Annotated in this window: 15 protein-coding genes; 11 read left to right on the forward strand and 4 right to left on the reverse strand. The window is 68.0% G+C overall.

Annotated elements, in window-relative coordinates; all coding sequences use genetic code 11:
- Positions 1-81: 81 nt before the first annotated feature.
- Both L0M17_RS03060 and L0M17_RS03065 read right to left on the reverse strand, forming a co-directional pair.
- Positions 82-1,407 carry an MFS transporter gene (locus L0M17_RS03060; RefSeq protein ID WP_241051093.1) on the reverse strand — a complete coding sequence of 442 codons (1,326 nt, stop codon included), beginning with the start codon at positions 1,405-1,407 and terminating at the stop codon, positions 82-84.
- A 48-nt stretch (positions 1,408-1,455) separates the two neighbouring features.
- On the reverse strand, positions 1,456-2,715 hold the full coding sequence (locus tag L0M17_RS03065; RefSeq protein WP_241051095.1) for a M20 metallopeptidase family protein: 1,260 nt from the start codon (positions 2,713-2,715) through the stop codon (positions 1,456-1,458).
- Positions 2,716-2,837: 122 nt separating this feature from the next.
- Here L0M17_RS03065 and L0M17_RS03070 point away from each other — a divergent pair, with 122 nt between their 5' ends.
- The 8 genes from L0M17_RS03070 to L0M17_RS03105 all read left to right on the forward strand — a co-directional run bounded on the left by L0M17_RS03070 (position 2,838) and on the right by L0M17_RS03105 (position 11,523).
- Positions 2,838-3,884 carry an Lrp/AsnC family transcriptional regulator gene (locus tag L0M17_RS03070; protein ID WP_241051097.1) on the forward strand — a complete coding sequence of 349 codons (1,047 nt, stop codon included), beginning with the start codon at positions 2,838-2,840 and terminating at the stop codon, positions 3,882-3,884.
- A gap of 188 nt (positions 3,885-4,072) precedes the next feature.
- Positions 4,073-5,662: a DEAD/DEAH box helicase gene (locus L0M17_RS03075; protein ID WP_241051099.1), complete on the forward strand. Its 1,590-nt coding sequence runs from the start codon at positions 4,073-4,075 to the stop codon at positions 5,660-5,662.
- Between the two features lie 155 nt (positions 5,663-5,817).
- On the forward strand, positions 5,818-6,762 hold the full coding sequence (locus L0M17_RS03080) for a hypothetical protein (protein WP_241051101.1): 945 nt from the start codon (positions 5,818-5,820) through the stop codon (positions 6,760-6,762).
- The gene (locus L0M17_RS03085) at positions 6,749-7,867 is read left to right on the forward strand and encodes an efflux RND transporter periplasmic adaptor subunit (RefSeq protein ID WP_241051103.1); all 1,119 of its coding nucleotides are present in this window, start codon (positions 6,749-6,751) and stop codon (positions 7,865-7,867) included. Before L0M17_RS03080 ends, L0M17_RS03085 begins: the two co-directional genes overlap by 14 nt.
- Complete coding sequence (locus L0M17_RS03090; RefSeq protein WP_241051105.1) at positions 7,864-9,825, forward strand: ATP-binding cassette domain-containing protein; 1,962 nt, start codon at positions 7,864-7,866, stop codon at positions 9,823-9,825. Before L0M17_RS03085 ends, L0M17_RS03090 begins: the two co-directional genes overlap by 4 nt.
- Positions 9,826-9,878: 53 nt before the next feature.
- Positions 9,879-10,280 carry a YccF domain-containing protein gene (locus L0M17_RS03095; protein ID WP_241051107.1) on the forward strand — a complete coding sequence of 134 codons (402 nt, stop codon included), beginning with the start codon at positions 9,879-9,881 and terminating at the stop codon, positions 10,278-10,280.
- Between the two features lie 109 nt (positions 10,281-10,389).
- On the forward strand, positions 10,390-10,953 hold the full coding sequence (locus L0M17_RS03100) for a YceI family protein (protein WP_241051109.1): 564 nt from the start codon (positions 10,390-10,392) through the stop codon (positions 10,951-10,953).
- Between the two features lie 3 nt (positions 10,954-10,956).
- On the forward strand, positions 10,957-11,523 hold the full coding sequence (locus L0M17_RS03105; RefSeq protein WP_241051110.1) for a 2'-5' RNA ligase family protein: 567 nt from the start codon (positions 10,957-10,959) through the stop codon (positions 11,521-11,523).
- Between the two features lie 4 nt (positions 11,524-11,527).
- On the opposite strand, the gene L0M17_RS03110 is transcribed toward L0M17_RS03105, so the two are convergent.
- Positions 11,528-12,430 carry a DUF4031 domain-containing protein gene (locus L0M17_RS03110; RefSeq protein WP_241051112.1) on the reverse strand — a complete coding sequence of 301 codons (903 nt, stop codon included), beginning with the start codon at positions 12,428-12,430 and terminating at the stop codon, positions 11,528-11,530.
- Positions 12,431-12,584: 154 nt separating this feature from the next.
- On the opposite strand from L0M17_RS03110, the gene clpB reads away from it, so the two are divergent.
- Positions 12,585-15,224 (forward strand): ATP-dependent chaperone ClpB, encoded by a 2,640-nt coding sequence (gene clpB / locus L0M17_RS03115; RefSeq protein ID WP_241051114.1) that lies wholly within the window; start codon positions 12,585-12,587, stop codon positions 15,222-15,224.
- A 94-nt stretch (positions 15,225-15,318) separates the two neighbouring features.
- On the opposite strand, the gene L0M17_RS03120 is transcribed toward clpB, so the two are convergent.
- The gene (locus L0M17_RS03120; RefSeq protein ID WP_241051116.1) at positions 15,319-15,906 is read right to left on the reverse strand and encodes a septum formation family protein; all 588 of its coding nucleotides are present in this window, start codon (positions 15,904-15,906) and stop codon (positions 15,319-15,321) included.
- Between the two features lie 211 nt (positions 15,907-16,117).
- Between L0M17_RS03120 and L0M17_RS03125 the strand changes: the two genes are divergently transcribed.
- Both L0M17_RS03125 and L0M17_RS03130 read left to right on the forward strand, forming a co-directional pair.
- Positions 16,118-16,339, forward strand: a complete 222-nt coding sequence (locus tag L0M17_RS03125; protein ID WP_241051118.1) for a DUF3073 domain-containing protein — start codon at positions 16,118-16,120, stop codon at positions 16,337-16,339.
- Between the two features lie 9 nt (positions 16,340-16,348).
- On the forward strand, positions 16,349-17,290 hold the full coding sequence (locus L0M17_RS03130; protein ID WP_241051119.1) for a Sir2 family NAD-dependent protein deacetylase: 942 nt from the start codon (positions 16,349-16,351) through the stop codon (positions 17,288-17,290).
- Positions 17,291-17,397: the final 107 nt, after the last annotated feature.

Below are 17,397 nucleotides of genomic sequence, written 5' to 3' on the forward strand. Positions count from 1 at the left end.
TGCCATCACAAGGGTCACGTCCCGACGGTGACCGCAGCGTCGGAACGTGACCCATGGATGGGAGGGGGCAGAACCGACCAATCAGGCAGTGAGGTCCTTGCCCTTCGTCTCGGGGATCGTCAGGACGACGGCGGCCGAGATGACGGCCATGAGCACGGCGTATCCGTTGAACAGCCAGGTCTGCTTCACGACGTCGGTGAACAGCGTCTGGAGGTAAGGAGCGGTCCCGCCGAACAGCGCCACGCAGATCGAGTACGGGACACCCACGCCCACGGTGCGGATGGACGTCGGGAAGAGCTCTGCGTACACGGCCGGCACGATCGAGGCGGACGCGGCGATGAACACGAGCATGACGGACATCGAGATGAACAGCTGCCACGCCGAGTCCCGGAGGAGAGCCTGCATCGGGAAGTTCAGCACGGCGGCCCCGATCGCGCTCACCAGCAGTACGGGCTTGCGGCCGATGCGGTCGCTCAGCCTGCCCCAGAGCGGAAGGGCGATGAGGAAGACGATGTTCGCAGCGACGCCGGCCCAGAGCGCCTGCCCCGGGTCGATCTTGAGGGTCGTCGAGGCGTAGGTCGGAGCGGCGATGGCCCACACGTAGTACACGATCGTCAGGCCGACGGTCAGCCCGATGACCTGCAGGGCCTGCTTGCGGTGCCGGACGATCTCTGGCCAGAGCTTCGGCTTCACGGGGGCAGCCTTGGCCTCGGCCTCCTCCTCTTGGAAGACCTCGGTCTCCTTGAGCCGCGCCCGCATCACGAGGCCCCAGAGGCCGAGCAGGGCACCCACGAGGAACGGGACGCGCCAGCCGAAGGCTCCCATCTGGGCCGGAGTCAGGACGATCGTGAAGACGGCGCCCATGAGCACTCCGGCGATTGTTCCGATGGTGCCGGAGAAGTAGATGAGGGTGGACCAGAGGCCGCGCTTCTCCCTCGGCGCAGATTCGGCAAGGAACGTCTGCGACGACGGGAGCTCGCCGCCGTGGGCGACGCCCTGCACGAGGCGGGCGACGAGCAGAACCAGCGAGGCAAGAGCGCCGACGGCCGCGTAGGTCGGGGCGACGGCGATGAGCAGGCTGCCGACGGCTGCGAGCCCGATCGAGAGCGTCATGGACGCCTTCCGTCCCACGCGGTCGCCGATCCAGCCGAAGAGGAAGCCGCCGAACGGACGCGCGAGGAAGCCGACGGCGAAGATCGCCAGCGTGGACAGGATCGCTGAGGTCGGGTTGGCGGCGCTGAAGAGCTGCTTCGAGAAGAACGGCGCGAACGTGGCGTAGATGCCCCAGTCGTACCATTCGGCGGCGTTGCCGATTCCGGTGCTCAGGACGGTGTGGGTCGTGCTGGTCCGGCGTGTCGTCCCGCTCGCGCGGGCGGTCCGTTCCACACGGGTGCTGTTCGGGGTCATGGGTGGCGTCTCCATAGGTGTGTCCCTGGCGGTGTATTCTCTGGCGGCTCAGCCCGCGAGCTGGGCTGTCTTGGCGAGGGCGAGCTGGGCGTAGAGGGCGGCACCGTCGGTGAGGACGGCGTCGTCGAACGTGGCGAACGGGGAGTGGTTGAACGCGCTCGTCGCGGGGTCGCCGCCGGCTGGCACCGCGCTGAGCCCGATGAAGCTGCCGGGCACCTCGGCGAGCACCCGCGAGAAGTCCTCGGAGCCGCTGAGCGGTTGGGGGAGACGAGCGTGCCGGCCCTCGAAGAGTTCCGCGATCGCGGTCTCAGCGAACTCGGTCTCCGTCTGATCGGTCACCGTGAGCGGGTATTCGGCCTCGTACCGGACGTCGACGTCGAGCCCGTGCGCGTGGGCGATGCCCTCGAGCAGCCGCGGGATCGCGCTCTGCATGCGCTCGCGGTGTGCGTCGGAGAAGGTGCGGATCGTTGCGTCGAACTCGGCGGTGTCCGGGATGACGTTGCGCTTCGTGCCCGCGGCGAGGCGGCCGACAGTCACCACGACAGGGTCGAACATGTCGAACTGGCGGGTCACCATCGTCTGGAGCGCGAGGACCATTTCGGCCGCGACGGTGACCGGGTCCTTGGCTGCGTGAGGTGCCGAGCCGTGCCCGCCAGCGCCGCGAACGGTCACGAACAGCCCGTCCGAGGCGCTCATCATGACCCCCGGCCGCGTGACGAACTGCCCGTGAGGGGCCATCGAGGAGAACACGTGCATGCCGAACGCTGCGTCGACGCGCCGCCCCGCTGCGTCGAGCACGCCTTCGCGCACCATGACGCTCGCGCCGTCGTAGCCTTCCTCGCCGGGCTGGAACATGAAGACGACGTCGCCGGCGAGCCGGTGCCGATTGTCGGCAAGGAGCGTCGCGGCACCCAGGAGCATCGAGGTGTGGAGGTCGTGGCCGCAAGCGTGCATCGCGCCGTCGATCCGTGAGGTGAAGGCGGCACCCGTGCGCTCCTGGACGGGCAGCGCGTCCATGTCGGCGCGGAGGAGGACGACGGGTCGCCTTCCGGAAGCCTCGGGAGAGCCAACGGACGACGACGGCCGGCCGCCGTCGTCGGGCGCCTCGCCGGCGGTGCCCCGCAGCACCGCGGTGACGGATGTGGTGTCGGTGCCCGTGGAGACCTCGAAGCCGAGGCCATCGATCGCGGCGAGGACCTTCTCCTGGGTGCGGGGCAGCTCGAGACCGACCTCGGGCTCCCTGTGGAGGGCGTGCCTCCACTGGACGAGCTCGTCGTGCAGTCCTCGCGCCTCGGCCCTCAGCTCCACTGTGTCTCCTCGCTTTCCCGCCAATCAGGCGGTCCGTGTGGCGTGCGCCACTTTTCTCTCCAATGCCAGCAAGTGTGCAGGACGGCCTACGGTATTGAGGGCAGCCTGCAATAATCGCTCATGTGGACGCAGGACAGCAGCGGTTTCCTTCATGGAGTTCCTCCGTTGTCGAGTTCTCGGAGGAGGATCTCGCGCTCCTGCATGGCCTGCAGATCGCCCCGCGAGCGCCGTGGCTCGAGGCGGCTGAGATCTTGGGCGCGCACCCCGCCACACTCGCGCGCCGTTGGGAGCGGCTCCGCTCGGCCGGCCTTGCCTGGATCACGGCGCATCTCAAGGGCGACCCGGCGGAGATGGTCCTCGCCTTCGTCGACGTGGAATGTGCACCGGGCGAGCGGGATGCCGCGACCTCAGCGCTCGCCGCGATGCCGGAAGTCCAGACGATCGACGTCGGGGCGAGCCACCCGGACCTCGCCCTCACAGTCTTCGCGAAGTCCCTCGTCGAATGCAGCGAAACCGTCCTCCCGCTCATCGCCGAGGCCCCGGGCGTCCGGCGAGTGCAGACGCATCTGTGCACGCGACTCCACTCAGGCGGCCATTCGTGGCGTCTCGCGGCCCTCGACCGAGCCCAGATCGCTGCGTTCTCGGAGCTCGCCCAGATCGAGCCATTCGGAGGCCGCCTGCCCGCCGGGTGCTACGACCTCCTCCCGATCCTCGCGAGGAACGGCAGGGCGAGCGCGGCGGAGATTTCGCGTGAGCTGGGCCGGAGCCCGGCGACGGCGCACCGTCAGCTCTCGCGTGTTGTGAGCAGCGGCATGCTCTCTTTCCGATGCGAGGTCGCGCAGGGACGGGCCGGGTATCCCGTGGCATGCAAGTGGCTCGCGAAGGTGCCGCCCGGGCAGCACGCGTCGGCCGCCGCGGCGATCGGCGGCCTCCGGAACTTGCGCCTCGTCGCGTCCACGACGGGCCAGACCAACTTCACGATCATGATGTGGCTCCGCACTGTAGCGGATGTCATGACAGCGGAACTCGCGCTTCAGGAGCGCATTCCCGGGATCGAACTTGTCGAGAGCATCGTGATGCTGCGCGCGGTCAAGCGGGTCGGTGTCATGCTCCGGCCAGATGGGACGACGACGGGCGAGGTGGTTGCAGCGCCGGCCCTGATAGACTAGGGAAGTTGCGCGTTCTGACCGGGCTCTTCTTGACGGTCTTATTCAAGCCCAACAAGCGTCGATGAACGCGTTGACAGGCCCACCCGCACGCTCGTGCGCTGCGGAGCAGAGGCCCGGCTCCTTTCCTCGGCGAACCCGTGACGCCGACGTGGCCCATGGGAAGATCCGATGCTGGAGATGCCTTAGCCATGCCTGCCCCCACTTTCGCCTCGCTCGGCGTGCCCGCCGTCCTCGATCGCACCCTCGCTGCCCAGGGCATCGAGTCCCCGTTCCCCATCCAGACGGCGACGCTGCCTGACACCCTTGCCGGCCGTGACGTGCTCGGCCGAGGCCGCACGGGGTCCGGGAAGACGCTTGCGTTCGCGATCCCGCTCGTGGCCCGCCTCGACGCGGCCGGCGCCGCCGTCGTCCGTGCCCCGCGCCGCCCGCTCGGCCTGGTGCTCGCCCCGACCCGCGAGCTCGCTACCCAGATCAACGCCACGGTTGAGCCGCTCGCCAAAGCCGCAGGGCTGACGACGACGGTCATCTACGGGGGCGTCTCCCAGATGCGCCAGGAGCGCGCGCTCAATGCGGGCGTCGACATCGTCATCGCGTGCCCGGGGCGCCTCGAGGATCTCGGGCGTCAGCGGCTCATCGACCTCGGCCACGTTCAGATCACGGTGCTCGACGAGGCGGACCACATGGCTGACCTCGGCTTCCTCCCGGTTGTTCGGCGCCTCCTCGACGCGACCCCGAAGGACGCCCAGCGCCTCCTCTTCTCCGCGACCCTGGACAACGGTGTGGACGCGCTCGTGAAGCGCTACCTCCACAACCCTCTGACCCACTCGGTGGATGAGGCCCGCGCCGCTGTCACGACCATGGAGCACCATGTGTTCGTCGCTGCCGACGCCGGCGCGAAGAAGAACCTCGTGCATGCACTCGCCTCGGGCCGGGGGCGGCGCGTGCTCTTCATGCGCACCAAGCACCACGCGAAGCGCCTCGCGAAGCAGCTCACGCAGTCGGGCATCCCCGCGGTCGACCTCCACGGCAACCTCTCGCAGAACGCGCGCGACCGCAACCTCGCCGATTTCTCGTCGGGGGCCGTGCGCGTGCTCGTCGCGACCGACGTCGCCGCGCGGGGTGTCCACGTCGACGACGTCGAGCTCGTGGTCCACGTCGATCCGCCGGCTGAGCACAAGTCATACCTGCACCGCTCGGGCCGAACTGCTCGCGCTGGGTCTGAGGGCGCAGTCGTCACGGTTGCGCTGCCCGAGCAGCAGCAGGAGGTCCGGCAGCTCCTGCGCAACGCGGGGGTCAAGGTCGAATTCCAGCCCGTCACCTCGTCGTCGGCCGCCGTCGCCCATCTCGTGGGTGAGCCGGCGGAGTACGTCGATCCAGCGGAGCGCGAGGCGGCCGTCGCAGCGAAGCAGCCGCGCCAGGGCGGCGGGACGTCGACCGGCGCGAACGCCCAGCGCAAGCGCTCGCGGCGTGGCCGCGGCGGTTCGGGCGCGGGGACTTCGGAGGGCCGGAGCGGGATGCCGCAGCGGACGACGACGCGGCGCGCGACTCAGGCCAAGGCGCCTATGCAGGGCAACCCGGCGCAGGGCAAGCCTGCACAGGGTTCCGCTGCCAAGAAGCCTTCCTCTGGGGCGCAGTCGAAGCCCAAGGCTTCGCACACCTCCGGGACGCATCACGCGTCCACTCGCTCCGCGGGACAGGGTGGCGCGCCGACCTCGACCCCGAGCCGCCGTGGTCCGCGTCGGGCCGGTGCTCCGGCTTCCAACACCCGTCGGGGCTGACCTTCAACCCCCTCCTCCGTGGTCTCCAGCGTCCGTACTGAGCTTGGCGCTTGACGCCACGGACGAGGCCGTTCTCTAACACTTAGCTATTTGCAATCGTGCAAGTCTTTTCCTTAGGCGACCGCCTCTACGGCGGTCGGGAACGGGAGAGATCGATGAAGCAGGCTGTCGCGCCACCTTCGCGTGCGTTTTCGACGGCATTGGCGCTAGCGATGGTTGTACTTGGAACTGCGGGATGTGCGCCCCGGCCGACCGCACCGCCTGCCCCATCTCTGGGAGAGCTGCCGGCCATAGATCGGACCATCGCGGCAGATGCGCGCGCCTCTCTCAACGAAGCCACCGGGGAGGTCTTCCTCCCCATGGACAAGTACTGGTACTCGGATCGGGAGAACACCCTCGTGAATGAGGCCGTGGCCTATCTCATCGAGGATTGTGTAAAGGCTCAAGGGCGCGCCATCCGTCCGTCACGCGGTTACACGACGGTTCTTCAGGACGAAACCTACGGGCAGTGGTCGCGGGGGCTGGCAGCTAAGAACGGGACCGAACGGGTGGTTCGCCTGATTCCGGGCCTGACTGAAGGCCGGGAATATCAGGTGAGCGCCGCCGACGACGAGGCGGGCACCCAGTGCTCGCGGTCAGTCGACCGTGCAGGCTTTCCCGAGCTCCTTGCCGGACTCGGCGGCGACACGTCCATCCAGCAGCGGATCCACCAGACCGCCCAGGTTCTGACAGAACGCGACCCCGAGTATCTCCGCTATCGGGAGGCATGGAAGGCCTGCGTTGAAGGCAAAGGGCTGACGGTGGTGGACACGTGGGGCATCGCGTCGGGTGCCAGCAAGGAGGACGACATCCGCGTGGCCCTCCTCGACATCGAATGCAAGGAGTCGAGCGGGGGCGCTAGGACGCCGTACGACATCCTCGCGCAGTACCAGGCCGCCCAGATGAAGGACCATCAAGCCGAGCTCAACGCGCTCGCCGAGCAAAAGGCAGCAGCCGTGGAGCGGGCGCGTCAGGTCCTGCGTGATCACGGCATTGCCGATGCGAAGCTGAATGAGACGCCGGACGCGAAGCTCTTAAGGCTCTCGGATGCCAAGCTCTGATCCCGCGCTTGGAGCGGCGATGCGACGGGTGCCACGATGGTGGCTCCTCCCCACCATCGCGGTTGTGGTCTTAGGTGGGCTTGTCGGGGCGTATTGGGCTGGAGCGGTCACCGCGGCAGGAGCGGACCCGGAACAGGCGACCACGGCTGCCGTCCCGGTTTCGGCTACGGTCGAACGGCGAGCCGTGGCGAAGCAGTTGGTCATTCCGGGGAAAGTCGTGGCAGGCGCCCAGACGGTGGTGAGCGCGAGTGCCACGCCCGGCGTCGACCGACTCGTGGTCACTTCGCTCGCCAAAGCGGTCGGCGACGATGTGACCCCCGGCGACCTCCTCGCCGTCGTATCCGGGCGGCCGCTGTTGGTCCTGCAAAGCCGCGTCCCGCTCTACCGGGACATCAACGACGGTGACAAGGGGCCGGACGTGGTCGGGTTGCAGGCCGCCCTCGCTGCCCTCGGCTATGCCTGCCCTTCCACGGGAACGTTCGACGCCGCGACCCAGCGAGCGCTGTCCAAGTTCTACGCGGCGGCGCGGAGCACGGCACCAACTGGCGATTCACCTTCGTCGGTGGCGTTTCATTGGCGCGAATTCGTGCAGATCCCCGGAGACAAAGGAAAGATCTCATCCATCTCCGAATCTGGGACCATCCTCGACGACGGCATCGTGGCCCGCGTCACGATCGCGGACGACACGATCGTGGCGCGCGCAGACCTTCTGCAGGCCGACTCCTTCGCTCCCGGTACTCCCGTGACTGTCCGAGCAGGATCGGCGGCGCTGGAGGTGAAGGTGGCGCAGGTCAGCGGCTTCAAGGACGGGGATCCGAACCAGAACCCGGTGCCGGGAAAGGACATCGTGCTGCCCGTGTCGAGCGGTACGGCGGGGTTCGCGGCCAATCAGTCCGTGACCGTAACAGCGGGCCCTCCGGCAGCCGAATCGCTCGCCGTCCCGCTGATTGCCATCCGTCAGGAGGCGGGGAAGGCGTACGTTGAGGTCGAGTCAGGGGCGGTCTTCAGGAGGGTGGATATCAAGGTCACAGCCCAATCCGAGGGCTGGGCTGCATTGGCCGATGTGGAGGGACTTTCCCCGGGCGATCGAGTGAGGCTCCCTTGAGGGAAGCGCGCTCGCCAGCCGAGAAGGCTGCCACAGAACCAGCGCCGCTCCTCAGCCTTCGTGGCATCTCTCGCGAGTTCCCGGGCGCGAAGGCCCTCGCCGGAGTGGATCTGGACATCCACGAGGGGGAGTTCGTCGCGATCGTTGGGCCATCCGGCTCGGGCAAGTCGACCCTTCTCAATGTGCTCGGCGTCCTGGACACGCCCACCTCTGGGACGTATCGGATCCACGGCACCGACGTCGCACTGCTCCGCGAGCAGCAGCGAAGCGAGGAACGGGCACAGACCTTCGGATTCGTCTTCCAGGACTCCCACATGGTCGGGCGCGACCCAGCTGCCCGCAATGCTGTGCTCGGCCTGCGCGCACGGGGGATCAGCCTCGCGGTCCAGAAGCGCCTCGTGGGTCCCGTGCTCGAGAGGTTCGGACTAGCCCATCGTGCCGGTACCCCAGCATCCCTGCTCTCCGGCGGCGAACGGCAGCGCCTCGCCATAGCCCGAGCGGTGATCGGGTCTCCCGAAGTGGTCCTTGCCGACGAGCCCACAGGTAGCCTCGACACGGCCAACGGGGAGATCGTCCTGAGGCATCTGCGCGAACTCCATCGCAAAGGAACCACGGTCATCCTGGTGACCCACGATCCCGCAATAGCTGCGTCCGCGGATCGCGTGGTGACGATGCGAGACGGAACCGTAGTCAGCGATACGGGGAGCGTGGTCCGATCTGGAGAGGACGACGGGGGACGGGCACCCGAGTCAGTGCGGGATCGACGCCTCGTACGCCGAAGACGTGACGAATTCGCCGACGCCATCGCCGACTCCCTCTCCTCGCTCACCGTCCGCCCCGCCAAGGCACTTCTCCTCGTCCTCGCGTTCCTTTTAGGCAGCGGTGGGCTCGTCGCGGCGATCGGGCTCAGTGAGAGCGCAGCGGTCAAGGTCTCGTCGAGGATCGACGCCGCGGCGAACGACGAGGTTCGGGCGAACCGAGAAACTGGCTACGGCTCGTGGGACGAGGCCACTGCTGACATCAGCCGTGCGAAGAGCCTCTCGGGCGTCCGGGGAGTGGGCGTCGTCGCGGACCTCTCGGCCTCGGTAGTCCAGCCCTCGACGTTTCGCCCGGGATCGTTCCCTGCTCAGTCGGGGTTCAGTGGAGCGGTGCGGGTGACGGACTCCGAGTATCTCCGTATCCAAGGCGCAAAGGTCAGCCAAGGGGACGCGGCCCTTCTCGACTACTCCTTCGGTGGCCCTGTCGCCTTGCTCGGAGCGGATGCGGCGCGGCAGCTCGGGGTCGCAAAGCCGGGCCCCGGCGTCGTCGTCTGGCTCTTCGGTGAGCCGGTCCCCGTGGTGGGGCTCATCGAGGATCCGGGCCGGGATCCGGTCCTGAGCGGAGCTGTCGTGGTCGGCGTCGGCTCCTATCCGGTTACTGACCGGATCGCGGCAACTTTGGTCCTGCGAACGGTTCCCGGCATGCCGGCCGCGCTCGCCGACGCCCTGCCCAAGGCGCTCAACCCTGCCCAGACGAGCGATGTGAAGGTTCAGACCGTGGCAGACCTCCGCGAGCTCAAACACGGCGTCAACGAGGACCTCGGGCGGCTCGTCGCCGTCGTCTCGGTTGTCCTGCTCGCAATTGCCTGCCTGAGTGCTGGCACCACGATGTACTTGGGGGTCCTCGCCCGCACGGCTGAGATTGCCCTCCGGCGCGCTCTGGGGATGCGGAGGGCGGCGGTCGCGGGCATGTTCCTCGTCGAGGGCGCGATGGTTGGTCTCATAGGCGGCGCCGCCGGGGGCGCCGTGGGGATGGCCGCGGTTCTGGCTTACGCGAGAAGCGAAGGGTGGGCTCCTGCAGTCCCGTGGTATGCCGCGGGTTGGGGAATTGCCTTGGGGCTGGGCAGCGGGATAGTTTCGGCCGTCTATCCGGCCCTCGTCGCGTCCCGAGCGAACCCGGCCCAGCTGATCCGTGGGTGATGAATCAGTCGCCGGTGACGACAAATGTCAGGGAGCACCGGCAGACTGGACCCATGAAGACCCTGCTGAATCTGATCTGGTTCGTCTTCGGCGGCTTTGTGCTCGCCCTCGGTTACTTCCTGGCCGGGATCGTGTGCTGCCTCCTCGTCGTCACGATTCCCTGGGGAATCGCCTCGTTCCGCATCGGCGCCTACGCCCTCTGGCCCTTCGGCCGGACGGTCGTGGACCGGCACGAGCGCCCGGGCGTCGCGACGGACCTTGGCAATATCATCTGGCTGCTCGTGGCAGGCATCTGGATCGCGATTGGTCACATCGCTACGGCTATCGCCATGGCAGCGACGATCGTCGGAATCCCGCTCGCCGTCGCGAACATCAAGCTCATCCCGGTTTCGCTGTTCCCCCTCGGCAAGCGGATCGTCCGGTCGAACAGCCTCCTGCCGAGCTACAGCCGGTGAACCTCCTCTAATACCCCGGAGTCGAGGGGTACTAACACGGCTGTGTTGCAGCCCACTTTGTGACAGCCAGCCTCTCCGGCTATAAGTTGGGTACGACTAAGGAGGCCACATGCCGGAAATCGATCCTTCGTACGCGGGGGAATGGCGCTTCGACCCAGCCCACACGCGCCTCGGATTCTCGACCCGCCACGCAATGGTCACGAAGGTCCGCGGATCGTTCAACGAGGTCGAGGGCATCATCAATGTCGATGCCGAGGACCCGACGGCCTCGACGGTCAACGTCACGATCAAGGTCGCCAGCATCGACACGCGCAACGCCCAGCGCGACGAGCACCTTCGTACCAACGACTTCTTCGACGCCCCGCATTATCCCGATATCACGTTCGTGAGCAAGCGGATCGACCAGGTGGAGGAGAACAGCTTCATTGTGAGCGGCGACCTCACGATCCGCGGCGTCACGAAGGAGATCGCCGTCCCGCTCGAATTCATTGGAGTTGAGCGGGACCCGTTCGGCAACCTCCGCGCAGGCTTCGAGGGTTCCCGCCGGATCGACCGCAAGGACTTCGGCGTGAACTGGAACGCGGCCCTCGACTCCGGCGGCGTGCTCGTCTCGGACCGCATCTTGCTCGAGTTCGAGATCTCGGCGGTCAAGACCGAGGCGTCGCAGAACTAGTCCATGGACGCAAACGAGGCGCCCGCAGGCCCGGCTTCGGTCGGCCCGCTGGGCGCCTTCGTCGTCGTCGCGTTCGTCGAACCCACTGCGGTCGGAGTGCCCTTCGGCAAGCGCCACTGGCCGCTCCACGTCACCCTTCTGCGGTTCGACGCACCCCGGGTGGCTGCCCTCGACGCCGTGGGCCGGGCCATCGCCTTCGATGACGCGCCGATCCCCATCGTCGTGGGGCATGACGCCGACTTCGGCTACCGCGGCCGGGTCCGAGTTTCGCTCGTCGAACCAGAGCCCCGGCTCCAGGCTCTGCACGACCGGATCGTCGCCGAGGTCGCAGGAGTGCTCGATGCTGGCGTCGGAAGGATCCACAGCCCCCAGCACACCGGTCGCGGCTTCCGGCCACACATCAGCATTCAGGGCGAGCGCCGCGTCCATCGCGGCGACAGGCTGATCCTCGACAACTTTGCGCTCGTCGACATGGCGCCCGACGGTGACAGCTCGGTCCGCGTATCGGTCGCCGCGTGGGGTGACGGCGCCGAGCGGGACGGCGCCGAGCGGGGCGCTGGCGGAGCCTAAGGGGTCAGTCTGGGCGGCCGATCCCCGGAGCGCCGAGGTGCGCGAGCTCCGCGCGCAGGTTCGCGTGCGCCTGCGCGAGCCAGAGTTCGCGTCCACGTCGGGTGTGGAAGAGCGGGTCCAGGCCGAGGAGCTGATCGAGGACGGCGGCGCGGCCCGCGCGGAACATCTCGTCGGGAACGTGCGCGTACTCGGCCCGCACCTGTTCGGTGTACCGGCGGTAGCCGGCCGGCTGCCGGCCCAGCACCGAAAGGTCCGCATCGCACAGGAGCTGCCCGCCGTCGTCGTACGCCTCGGGCCGGTGATCGGCAGTGAGCCGGACGAGCCGCGCCACTTCGTCCACCTCCGCCGCCGCGAGGCCAGCGTCGCGCAGCCGCGCTTCCGCGAGCAGCGCGGAGTCCTCCTCGTCGCGACCCGCGGCGCCCCTATGGACGGCGTCGTGGAACCAAGCGGCAAGTTCGACGGCGCGGGGTGGGGCGGCGGCGTCGGCCAACGCCTCGAGGGCAGCAAGGACCGCGAAGAGGTGGGCCCCTGTGTGGTACCGGCGGTGCGGCTCGGACCACCGCCCGACCAGCTCTCGGCCAAGCGCCTCCCTCCCCGGAAGGACCCGCTCCCACCGCTGCGCGAGCGGGGTGATAAGCGCCTTTGCGCGCTCACGGGCTGGGACGCGCAGGCCAGACGCGATGAGCGCGCGGGTGAGCGTCTTCCCGTCGACTGCGATCGCGCCCCTTCGGACCAGGTCGGCATGCCGCCGCTCCGGCACGTCGTAGTGGTCTTCGTCGAAGGCTCGCTCGGGAATCTCCGCAGCGGCGGCGAATGCATGCAGCTCGGCGAGGGAGGTGTCGGAGACGAGGTGGGCGAAGACGGTCCCGTGCGCGGGCCACATCGGCGTGTCGATGAGGATGGCCATGGGGTCCATTCTGGCCCCCTCGAGGGCCCTTCGAGTTGTGCGGAGAGACTTGAGCGGAGTACACTCAACTTAGGTGCGTTGACCTAAGTAAGAACTATGCCCTTCAGTAGGAAGTGCGCATTTCAAGTCCGGTAGCAGGGGGAAGGAGCTCGCATTGGACGTCAAATTCACCACCAAGAGCCAGGAGGCGCTCTCGGCCGCAGCGATGAACGCCTCGACGGCCGGGAACCCGCAGATCGAGCCGGCCCACCTGCTCAAGGCCCTCATGGACCAGCGGGATGGCGTCGCCGTCGCCCTCCTCAGGGCAACCGGCGCCGATCCCGACGCCGTGAGCGTCGCCGCTAGCACCGCGATCAAGGCGATGCCCGCGACCTCGGGCAGCACCGTGGCTCAGGCCCAGCTGAGCCGCCAGGGGCTGCAGGTCATCCACGCTGCCCAGCAGGAATCTGAGCAGATGGGGGACAGCTTCGTCTCGACGGAGCACCTCCTCCTGGGGCTTGCGGCCGACGGCGGGGCGGCAGGCAAGGCGCTCCGGGATGCTGGGGCGACCCTCGAGGCGCTCAAGGCGGCGCTCCCGGGGGTGAGGGGTGACCGCAAGGTCGACAGCCCGGACCCGGAGAACACCTTCCAGTCCCTCGAGAAGTACGGCACGGACCTCACTGCCATTGCCCGTTCCGGCAAGCTCGACCCGGTGATCGGCCGCGACTCCGAGATCCGACGCGTTGTGCAGGTCCTCTCGCGCCGCACGAAGAACAACCCCGTGCTGATCGGCGAGCCCGGCGTGGGCAAGACAGCCGTCGTCGAGGGCCTGGCCCAGCGCATCGTGGCCGGCGACGTTCCGGAGAGCCTGCGTGGCAAGACCCTCATCGCGCTCGACCTCGGCTCGATGGTCGCCGGGGCGAAGTACCGCGGCGAATTCGAGGAACGGCTCAAGGCGGTCCTCGAGGAGATCCGCAGTTCCGAGGGGCAGATCGTCACCTTCATCGACGAGATCCACACCGTCGTCGGGGCGGGGGCGACCGGGGATTCCTCGATGGACGCCGGCAACATGCTCAAGCCCATGCTCGCCCGCGGCGAGCTGCGGCTCATCGGCGCGACCACGCTTGACGAGTACCGCGAGAACATCGAGAAGGACGCCGCCCTCGAGCGGCGCTTCCAGCAGGTCTTCGTGGGCGAGCCGAGCGTCGAAGACACCATCGCGATCCTCCGCGGCCTCAAGGAGCGGTACGAGGCGCACCACAAGGTGGCCATCGCCGATTCCGCGCTCGTCGCGGCCGCCTCGCTCTCGAACCGGTACATCTCGGGCCGCCAGCTTCCCGACAAGGCCATCGACCTCGTCGACGAAGCCGCCTCGCGCCTCCGCATGGAGATCGACTCGGCGCCGGAGGAGATCGACCAGCTGCGCCGCGCCGTCGACCGCCTCACCATGGAGGAGCTCGCCCTCGAGGGCGAGACCGACGAAGGCTCGATCGAAAGGCTCGCCGCGATCCGCGAGGACATGGCGAACAAGAAGGAGGAGCTTGCGGCCCTCAACTCCCGCTGGGAGGCGGAGAAGGCCGGGCTCAACCGGGTCGGAGAGCTCAAGGCAAAGCTCGACGAGCTGCGCTCGCTCGCGGACAAGGCGCAGCGCGAGGGTGACCTCGCGGAGGCCTCGCGCATCCTTTACGGCGAGATCCCGACGCTCGAGCGCGAGCTGAAGGAGGCTTCCGCCGCGGAGGAGCAGGTGAGCGGGAAGTCGAAGATGGTGGCCGAGGAGGTCACCGCCGACGATATTGCCGAGGTGATCTCGGCCTGGACCGGGATCCCGGCGGGACGCATGCTCCAGGGCGAGAGCCAAAAGCTCCTCCACATGGAGGAGGAGCTCGGCAAGCGGCTCATCGGGCAGAAGAAGGCCGTCGAGGCTGTCTCCGACGCCGTCCGCCGAGCCCGCGCTGGGATCAGCGATCCGAACCGGCCCACCGGCTCGTTCCTCTTCCTCGGCCCGACCGGCGTCGGCAAGACGGAGCTCGCAAAGGCCCTCGCGGACTTCCTGTTCGACGACGAGCGAGCTATGGTGCGCATCGACATGAGTGAGTACTCCGAGAAGCACGCGGTCGCCCGGCTCGTCGGGGCGCCTCCGGGATACGTCGGCTACGAGGAGGGCGGCCAGCTCACCGAGGCTGTGCGTCGTCGGCCGTACTCGGTGATTCTGCTCGACGAGGTCGAGAAGGCCCACCCCGAGGTGTTCGACATCCTGCTCCAGGTGCTCGACGACGGCCGCCTCACCGACGGCCAGGGGCGCACCGTGGACTTCCGCAACACCATCCTCGTGCTGACCTCGAACCTCGGCAGCCAGTTCCTCGTGGACCCTGATCTGAGCGAGGCCACGAAGCGGGATGCGGTCATGGGCGTGGTGCACTCCTCGTTCAAGCCGGAGTTCCTCAACCGGCTCGACGACGTCATCATGTTCGAGCCGCTCTCTGTGGACGAGCTCTCCCGGATTGTGCAGCTCCAGGTCGATTCGCTGCAGCGGCGGCTGCACGAGCGGCGCCTCACGCTCGACGTCACCGATGGGGCCCGTGCGTGGCTCGCTATGACCGGATACGACGCCGCTTACGGCGCGCGTCCGCTCCGGCGGCTCGTCCAGCGCGAGATCGGTGATCGGCTCGCGAGGGAGCTTCTCTCGGGGGAGATCACCGACGGCGATACCGTGCTCGTCGATGTCGCGGACGTCTCCGTCGACCTCCAGGACCTCAGCGGCGCGACGAGCGGCCTGAGCGTTACTCGGAAGGCGGCCGCGTCTCAGGAGGCCTGACGCCACCCATCAGGGGCCGCGCTTTGCAGGTCACGTCCCCCGAGTCATGCCCGCGGGACGTGACCTGTAAAGCGGCGGCGGGATCCCGCCCTCGTCAGGGGAGGAAGGTTGCCGTGAGCGTGTTGCCCTTGGTGCTTTCCACGAAGCAGTCGACGCGGCGGTCCCCGGCTGACCAACTGCTCTGGCTCGGGAACGCGTTGCGCTGCCGAAGCATGCTGGTGTCCTGGGGGAGCGTGAGCTGGGTCTGCCGGCAGAGGTCCGAGGCACGCTGCTCAAGGGCGTCCTTGCCGGGGTAGGAATCCCCGGCGCCGTACATGGCCGTCGCGACTAGCTGGGCCGAATGCGCCTGAGTGCACGGGACGAGCCGGTTGGCCGCGGCGCCTGCGTCGAAATTGGCGAAGCAGTCGCCGGTCTTGTAGTTCGCAGATGGGGTCAGGCCCTCCGCCGCGGGCGCCGTCACCGCCGTCTGGGTTTTCGCGCTTAGCGAAGAGATCAAGGCCCACAGGATCAGGAGAACGACGACGCCGCCGCCTGCGCCGAGCACCTTGCCCCACGCTGTGGCCGGGAGGCGGGAGCTGCGGGGGGCTCGCCGCGGACGCTCGGGAATGCGGTTCTGACGGCGCGTTATGGGCTCGCTCGGTTCCGCCACTGAGTGGCCGTACTGACCCTGCGCGCTCTCCATGCCGAATGGTGCCCTTCTGACGTGCTCTCGAGGACCGAGGGCCCAGCGTCGCGCCAGCCCTCACATGCCGTGGGCCGCACACTTCGCGAATACGCAGGCGGCCGCAATTACATGTAGTCTAGACCTACGACAAATTGATCAATGACTCCGGGGCCTCGCGAGCCTGCCTTCGCGACTACCTCCGGGACGAGGCAAAAGAGGGGGTCACGCCATGGGGCGCGGCCGTCAAAAGGCTAAGGCAACCAAGCAGGCTCGGGACATCAAGTACTACAGCCCGAACACTGACTATGCGGCACTTCAGCGCGAACTCGGCGCTTCGAGCAGCCACTCGCATCATGACGCAGACGACCTCGAGCCGGACTACTCCGACTACGAGGACAAGTATGCGGATCAATTTGAGGACGACGACGAGGAATCCCGACAGACCGGCTGACCCCTGCTCATGAGCGAGGTCGCTGATCGCGAGGTTGATCCGGCGGTAGCGCGAGCCCATGCGGCTGCGCTCCGATCTATAGCCCGTGAAGTCGTCGAGACTGTCGAACCACAGGATCCTTCCGAGGCCCGGTCTGGGCTCTTGTCGATGCTGCACAGCGGCGGAGTCATGGCCTTGACCGGTGCCGGTGTCTCCACCGCTTCCGGCATTCCGGATTACCGCGGAACCCAGGGGTCGTGGCGCAAGCATCGACCGATGACCTATCAGGAGTTCCGCCACGATCCGGCGGCGCGGCATCGGTATTGGGCTCGCAGCTTCGTGGGCTGGCGGCATATCGACAGGGCGTGTCCGAATGCCGCTCACCGGATCCTCGCTGAGCTGGAGGCTCGGGGCGTTGTGCTCGGCGTCGTGACCCAGAACGTTGACGGCCTGCACGCCGCTGCGGCTTCGCGGAACCTTGTGACGCTCCACGGCGACCTCGACAAGGTCGTTTGCCTCAACTGCGGCAACGTCGAGGGGCGCGCGAACCTCGACGAGCGGCTCGCCCAGGCAAACCCGGGATACGCCGAGGCCGTGCGCCTCGACCCCAAGACGGTGAACCCCGACGGCGACGTCGAGCTGCCGCAGGCTTGGGTCGACAGGTTCCGCATGGTCGGTTGCCTCGTGTGCGGCTCGGTCGAGCTCAAGCCGGACGTGGTCTACTTCGGCGAGAGCGTGCCAATCGAACGCAAGGAGCGGGCGACGGCGATGCTCGCCCAGGCGCGAAGCCTCCTCGTGCTGGGCTCATCCCTCGCGGTGATGAGCGGCTTTCGCTTCGTGCTGGACGCCGTTCGGGACGGCAAACCTGTGGGGATCATCAACGCGGGGCCGACTCGTGGAGACAGCAGGGCCCACTGGCGCTGGCGCTCGGACGTGGGCGATGCCCTAAAAGACCTGGCCTCGGCCCTCTGACCTAACCCCACCCCGCCCCAAACCTTGCCCCCCAAACCGTTTCGGGTACAGATAACCACCCCCACCGGCGTTTCCGGTACAGGTAACCACCCCCACCGGCGTTTCGG

The sequence above is a fragment of the Sinomonas terrae genome (genome assembly GCF_022539255.1).
GTDB classification, from domain to species: Bacteria; Actinomycetota; Actinomycetes; order Actinomycetales; family Micrococcaceae; genus Sinomonas; species Sinomonas terrae.